Source organism: Halogranum amylolyticum (genome assembly GCF_900110465.1).
Taxonomy (GTDB): Archaea; Halobacteriota; Halobacteria; order Halobacteriales; family Haloferacaceae; genus Halogranum; species Halogranum amylolyticum.
Map to the genome: position 1 here is coordinate 1 of NZ_FODV01000050.1, position 6,796 is coordinate 6,796.

The 6,796-nt window shown below is 56.1% G+C and carries 6 protein-coding genes; 3 read left to right on the forward strand and 3 right to left on the reverse strand.

Annotation, left to right across the window (positions count from 1 at the left end; translation table 11 throughout):
* Window positions 1-31: 31 nt before the first annotated feature.
* Entirely contained in the window at window positions 32-856 is an 825-nt protein-coding gene (locus tag BSG17_RS25630) for an IS5 family transposase (RefSeq protein WP_089827775.1), read from the reverse strand.
* A gap of 537 nt (window positions 857-1,393) precedes the next feature.
* Between BSG17_RS25630 and BSG17_RS25635 the strand changes: the two genes are divergently transcribed.
* Window positions 1,394-1,804, forward strand: a complete 411-nt coding sequence (locus BSG17_RS25635) for a hypothetical protein (protein ID WP_089828174.1) — start codon at window positions 1,394-1,396, stop codon at window positions 1,802-1,804.
* A gap of 280 nt (window positions 1,805-2,084) precedes the next feature.
* On the opposite strand, the gene BSG17_RS25640 is transcribed toward BSG17_RS25635, so the two are convergent.
* Window positions 2,085-2,420 (reverse strand): hypothetical protein, encoded by a 336-nt coding sequence (locus tag BSG17_RS25640; protein ID WP_089828175.1) that lies wholly within the window; start codon window positions 2,418-2,420, stop codon window positions 2,085-2,087.
* A gap of 871 nt (window positions 2,421-3,291) precedes the next feature.
* Here BSG17_RS25640 and BSG17_RS29010 point away from each other — a divergent pair.
* Window positions 3,292-3,492, forward strand: a complete 201-nt coding sequence (locus BSG17_RS29010) for a DUF7835 family putative zinc beta-ribbon protein (RefSeq protein ID WP_089828176.1) — start codon at window positions 3,292-3,294, stop codon at window positions 3,490-3,492.
* Between the two features lie 84 nt (window positions 3,493-3,576).
* On the opposite strand, the gene BSG17_RS25650 is transcribed toward BSG17_RS29010, so the two are convergent.
* A complete protein-coding gene (locus BSG17_RS25650) occupies window positions 3,577-4,542 on the reverse strand; it encodes a DUF7972 family membrane protein (RefSeq protein ID WP_170864966.1) in 966 nt (321 codons plus the stop codon).
* A gap of 434 nt (window positions 4,543-4,976) precedes the next feature.
* On the opposite strand from BSG17_RS25650, the gene BSG17_RS25655 reads away from it, so the two are divergent.
* Complete coding sequence (locus BSG17_RS25655) at window positions 4,977-5,825, forward strand: DUF389 domain-containing protein (RefSeq protein ID WP_170864967.1); 849 nt, start codon at window positions 4,977-4,979, stop codon at window positions 5,823-5,825.
* The last annotated feature ends 971 nt before the right edge of the window (window positions 5,826-6,796 follow it).

Below are 6,796 nucleotides of genomic sequence, written 5' to 3' on the forward strand. Positions count from 1 at the left end.
TGCTGTGTTGAATAGGGGTACGGCGTCGGGATCAGAGCGGATCACAGAGTTGTTCGATGTTGATGATGGCGAACATCAGGACGATTTCACGGAACTCTCGATACCAGGTTTGCGCTCGCACGGCATCGCCGAGCGAGCGCTTCACGGACGAATACGACGTTTCAGCCATCCAACGCTGGGTGTAGCCACGTTCTCGAATGAGCGCGTTGTTGCTGACCGCGTTCGCAGACGATCCACGGTAGTGAATCAACGGTTCCACGCTGAGGCTGTAGAACTCGTATTCAGAGTGCCAATCCTGGAAACCGTTATCGGCAGCGACCGTCTGCAGGTCGTCCGCGTTCCGGCGGACGACCTGCGGCCCTGATTTCGTATCATGCGGCCACTGCGCGTGGCACTGCACGTCAAGAACAGCGAGTGACACTGTATCGGTCAATGTCGTTACTTTCATCGTCTCAACCGTCTGGTTCGACCGATCGAGATAATGCGCAGAGGCGTGGCCTCGATCGAAAAACGTGCTGTCGAGAGCGGCGAATCCAGACTGCGGGTGTTGCTGCGCTGAAACGCGCAGCAACGCCCGCCACACCCACATCTTGAACCGATCGAACGACTTGTTCAGCGTCGTGTAATCTGGGACGTCGCTCCTGTTCAACTCAAGGACGTCCCGTATGTCACCCATGTACTTCAGCCGATTTACGGTTTCTCGGAAGCTATGCTCCTCTTCGAGCCGAAACCCATGAATAACGACGTGCTTCCAGCGGGCGAACCCGCCGGTGGCGGGCTCGCCCGCGTGCTTTCCCAAGGCTTGTTTGGCTAGGCGCTTGAACCACTCAACGAAGTCGAGGAGATCGACTTCCACCATACCCGACCTCCTCGGCTTCATCCTTACTGATTTGACGGTCTATCCCGACGCCGTACCCCTATTCAACACAGCACTTATGTCCAATCTGGAAGGGGGATATGCCGCTGTCGGTGCAGCACTCGGAATCCTGTTTGGCCTGATGTTCGGTGGTCCATTTGGTGTTGTCTTGGGGGCCTTGATCGGTGGCGGAATCGGCTGGTACCTGGAACGGAAATCAACCGATTAGCACGCACTCAATGGCAGATTCGCACGCAACTCCCAGAATCAAACGGTGTCTTTGGGCTGAATATATCCTCTAAGTCTTGCACGCCTTTTCTGACAGCGATTGGTGAGGTTTCTGTGGCCATGCTGAACTCAGCGCGCATGTCTTGCAGTTTGTGCGGCCAAATCCGACGGCAGCTACATCCGCTGAAGTGGCAAAATGTATGAGACGAATTCTACACTCCCTCTAGCTATCTAGAGTCGTCTTTTGAGAACTCGTTTCAATAGTAAGCATCTATCGCAATTGAGTACCCTTTCCTTGATCCATCTGTGATGAAGGCACTCACCCACATCACGGCTGGACGCACTGCCATCAGAGCACTTCTCATCGCGGTCGTGTTAACCGCCGGGATCGCTGGCACCAGCGGGACGGCAGCGGCCGATCCCATGGACGGGAAGGGCAACGATCCGTTCCCTCCGACGCTGTACTCACTCGATGGCAAGGGAAATGACCCGTACCCCCCGACGCTGTACTCACTCGATGGCAAGGGAAATGACCCGTGCCCCCCGGCGCTGTACTCACTCGATGGCAAGGGCAACGATGTGTACCCCCTGCCGGCTCAGCACTCACTCGGCTGGATAGGAGTCGATGCTGTGGCCCCAGCGTTCCCCATCAACGACGTCACCGTCTTCACCGCAACTTACGCGGGCAGAGGCGGCGGATCCGGCAAACCCAGCTTTTAATCAACACGGAACGTCGTCTAAATAACGCTGGTCGTGTCCCAGGATATGGACCCGCCCTGAGCGCTCCGTTTCCGACCGGCGTGTTCCTCACACCCGAGCTAACGTCTCGTCCATCGTTGACCGATTCGGAAATGTTCTCCTCTGCTGAATTCAATCTCTCTATGCAGCACACTACATTTGACAACATCCAGAGAAAAGACAGTGTGATTGTCTGGATACGGTTGCGAATTCCCGCAAAGAGCGCTTCATGGCCGCTGGACACAGGAGCGTGCCACCGTCACTACTGAGACTCGTCTCCTACTGTTCCACTCCAGAGTTGCAACCGCTGGCGTAACCATTCGGGATCGGTCGTCTCGCCCTGCAGCGGGAGCTCATCGAGCATCCACCGGAAGATACTCCCCATCGTCCACAGCAGTGCGAGTGTTTCGTCGTCAAGATCAGCAGGCTCCGTGTCTTCGAAGTGTTCAACGAGAGCCTCCACTTGCTCAGTCGTCGGGTCGTCCGCCTGGGCGACGTACTCACGACCGACGTCGATGAACCAGTCTCGAATGTACTCGCTATCGGCGAACGATTTGTCTCCGTCAGCGACGACCTCGTCAAGCAGCTGGTCGGTCATACGGTGAAGTCTCGAAGATGCCACCTAAAAGAGTCGGTGGCAGAGCACGCCTGGCGGTGAGTGTCGCTCTGTTTCCTCGCAGTGGTCGTGTCGTCCAGGGTTGTTAGCAGCAGCATTCGGGAGAGCCTCTCCGGAAAGAGGAGTAGTAGACGTCTGTGACACGCATTTGCGGTGGTGGGACGTGCGAGGCCTATCACAACAGGTGTGATTAGATGCAGCTCCGAGTCAGTGGGGCTGACCGAGCCTGCAGTCACCGCCTCGAATGCCTTGAGACGTCATCACTATCGGAAACAGTCACGGGAGACGCTCGCCGGCGAGACGGTCTACGTAACTCGCGACGCCACCAGTACTGGTGTCCTCGAAGCCCTCGATGTCGAGAGTGGGCAGGTACGCTGAACGTACCCAGAAGAGGTTAGCGAGATGGCGGTCGCCGGTGGGACGATCTACGCGGCCGGACGAGGTCGGATCGCCGCGCTTCGGTAACAACACAACAACGTCATCCCTTTACAGAGATTTGAGGAGAAAGCCCCCGACTTCAGTCGTGGGATGAAACCGACAACACTGACACAATCAATTCCCAAGAGCGTTGGATACGCCCTGGAGAGAATAGCTGGGCCATGGGAGCGCTTCTCCGAGGGGGCGTTTCCAAGCTGTCTACTACTAGCTGTGCCGATTCTGCCCCTTCTCAGCGCGTATTCGACCCCGAACTAGCTGAGAGACGAGTGAATCACCTCGTCGGTGCTCGATGCGTTTCAGGGTCAAAAGTCACTTCCATCATGCGATTAAGAGCTGAAAAACATCTGAAACAGAGTGAAACGATTCGAGACGGAGTTCTCTCTTTATTCGGTCTCCACGAGTCCAACAGGCTGCTATGGCAACCAAACCATCCGCCCTTGACGGAGTCACAGAAGCATGCTCGGAATGCGCACGTGAGACGCTCCACAAGGTCCGGGTGGAGCTCCGGATAGAGAGCTCAAAGCCGAACAACGCGGAGTACTCCCGTGAACCGTATCGCGTGGCGACCTGCATGGAATGTCAAACCGAGACGACGCTGCGGATGAACAACGCCTGAGACAGACACCACTGTACAGACTACTTTTTTAGCGACAGGCGCTGGCGACGAGTTGATTGAATTTCAGTGTTCTCCACCGGTTGTTCAATCGTCGTCATCGTTCTCTGCAGACGTCGGCCCTGTCCAGTCGGCGGCGACAGAATTCTGGTCCCAGTCAACTGGGTCGGGCAGCGTCTGATCCCGCAGCACGAACGGGCCGGCAGCCAGCGTCCGCAGCGTTACCGCCATTGCGCGGAGGACATACGATGTAAGGAGCACATACGGTGCGAGCGCGACGGCATACGAGAAACTGACGACTAGCAGAAGCGGCGAGATGCCGAGTACCGACACGTCTGGAAACATCTTCGCGTCGAGTGCGAGGAGGATGTAGGAGGTATAGACGACCGTCGGGAGCGTCACGTAAAGCAGGTGACTCGACAATCGAGCGAACTCCTGTTTGTAGTACAGCGATGTGAAGTACTCACGGCCAACGGCGAAGACCTTCAGCGTCTCGACGAGATCGTCAACGGCTGCCAGTTGATCGTTGGTCATCTGTCGACTGTATCGTTGTTTGAATCGACGTGCGGTGTGCAGTTGCCACGAGTAGTCGTAGTTCAACCCGGCGAGCAGGATTTTGAACGACCCGAACCGGGCGTTCGCAAGCTGGGCGTTCGTTCGTTCGACGACGTCCGCGACCTGAGCGACGAACGCGTCAGCTTCCTCCCGAAATGTGTCGTCGTCACTCTCAGCGGCGATGCGGGCGAGCCCCTCGGCCTGCCGGTCGATGAGCACCAAGATGATCCGAAGAAACTCCGCCGGACGCGCGGGACTCACATCCCGCGCAATGGAGCCCTCGATCTGGGTTCGGTAGTCGATCGCTGCATCGATACGCTCTCGCTCGTTATCGATGTCAGTAATCTCGTGTGAGAGGACGATGGAAGTGATGGTCACAACGATAGAGACGAGGAGGATACTACCGCTCAGCAACGTGGTGAACAATGACTGCACCGTATTCGTGTTCCGGAGCAACAGTCGCAGATCCAGCGGACGGACTGCTGACGCGAGCAGCAACACAAGGAAAACACCGACAAGCAGGAGAAACGCAATGGAGACGCGACCGCCCCAATAGAGGATCCATTGTTGAAGCCGTGTCCTCACAGATCGGGGATCGTTCGGGCCAGTCCCACCGGTCAAGATGCTTCTGAGTGAGTATCGGTCAGCGTCCATCGTTTCCGGAAGCAAGTATTCCGTTTCTCAGTGGGGGTGCTCTATCGGGCACGCTATCGCAGGGATGGTACCGCGGCCGCGCCAGATGAACTCTCCCCCTCATGCGAACCGAACTCTGGAAGTCACAACGGTCGCACGTTGTAGGATCGACTGTCTTCTTACAAGTGGAATATGACCAATTGTCGCTCGCCAATCGGAGCAATCATTCATAGGCTGCCTGCACGACCACGGGCTGTATTGTTTTTGGCCCGGGAGAGACAGGACCGTCGGTATGCAGCGTGTGGGGCCGATTTAGACGAGAACCGTTTCGTATAGTATCTATATTTTGTATTGAGTGTCTTCTTCCCCCTTCGCTTAGCCCTTCCACGACAGCGCAGATTGCACAACGCATCTCGCCTGGATTGCTCTCGTTGATTATCGGCGTCTGTGCGGGTGCCGCGGGTGCTGTTGGAATCGCAACCGGGATTTCTGCTGCGCTCGTTAGTGTGATGATTGCAGCCACACCCATCCCTGCGGCTGCTGCGGCCGGGATCGGCGTCGTGTGGGGCAACCCAACAATTGCACTTGGTGCGCTGGTCTTGCTCATCGTGAGTGCGGTCTCGATACACGTCTCGGGGGTTGCCGTCTTCTGGTATCTCGGCTATCAGCCTGAAGCGTGGGACACGGACAATCTGCTCGCAAACGTCTCAATACGGAATTTTGGGTCCTCAATTGCTGTCGCGCTTGTTCTCGTCGTGTTGTTCGCAACTGCAGGGGGTGTTCTCTCTACACACATCGGCTTCGAACGCTCTGCGAATATCGCGGTCGAACAAACGCTTGCGAAAGATCAATACGACGAACTCGAATTGGAGGGAGTCCAAGCTGTCTTTAATCCGGGACCACTCTTCTCGGAGTCACAGGAGGTCACGGTCACCGTTCGACGCCCCTCGAATCAGAATTACGCTAAGTTAAGTGGGCAACTCAGACAGCGAATAATTTGCCTGCTATATTATGTATCGGTGAATTATAATCTCACACTGGAGACCAAGCAGCTCGTCAAAGGCATTCACCCCATTCAATCCTTCCTATCGCAGTGTTGCAACACGACCCCCACGCCGGGTCTTTCAAAGTTGCTGCTAGAGCAATAGCGACGGACACTCTTAACAGAGTAATCAGTGTCGACGAGTAGCAACGGACAGGTTGATAAGGAAGACGCTATCATACCTATCTGTGCGTCCATTGACGCACGCCAGATATCCCGGCCCTAACATCACGATCGGCGCTTTTCTCGTCGGTCGTGAACGCTGCACCACCGCCGGCCATCAGCCACTCCCCTGGTGGCCGGCCCCCCTCGTCTCGAACCCCACACAGTAAGTCTACTATGTGAGTGTTCGCCGAATCAAGATCTCAGAAAGAAGGAATAGCGTACGCGACCGACCACCGCGGCGAGCGACTGGACTACCCATTGCCCAACACGCAGTCTCCAACTGAGGAATTTCGTATCGCAAAAGTGCTACGAGAGATGCTCAGACACAATCCTACCGCATTTCCGCATGGCGTTACACCAATTGAAGAGTAGCGAGACAGACAATCCCCCAGAATCGCGAGACAGCACGGTGTTACGGCAATATACCGTATGCCGTAACGGCACTCCCATCGTGAGAAAATGCGGTATATGCGGTACACAGGTAACACAGAACGTCTCATGGCGGTGCAGCGTATCTGTGACAGCAAAAAGCAACTAGTATAGACGGGAGGTATGCCGGTGCAAGTTGGGAGAGACTCAATGGGTGGAAATTAGACGCGACGCGCAGGGCGCAGCAAGGAGTGGTGGTGGTCGCTGACGGTGAAAGTTCTCTGGGTTCTAACAGCGGTGGTGGCGGCTAGGTGACATCCTCCCACGCCCGTTTGCGCTGGTTTGGGAACTTCCGTTTACGACCCGACACGCCGAAGGGAGTGCCACGCCCCCGTTACTCCTATCCCGTGAAGGACTCGGAGGTACCTGATTATTTTACGTCGGGTTGGTCGTCCGAAGGCTTACTTTTTGATGAGGCAAACACCAACTCAACTGCCAGTTTTCGGACAGTCACTCACGATGGGGAACCATCGCAACGACAGT

Coding starts and splice junctions, on each gene's coding strand:
- BSG17_RS25640 (WP_089828175.1), bottom strand. CDS start 2,420: ATGACCGACCAGCTGCTTGACGAGGTCGTCGCTGACGGAGACAAATCG.
- BSG17_RS25635 (WP_089828174.1), top strand. CDS start 1,394: ATGAAGGCACTCACCCACATCACGGCTGGACGCACTGCCATCAGAGCA.
- BSG17_RS29010 (WP_089828176.1), top strand. CDS start 3,292: ATGGCAACCAAACCATCCGCCCTTGACGGAGTCACAGAAGCATGCTCG.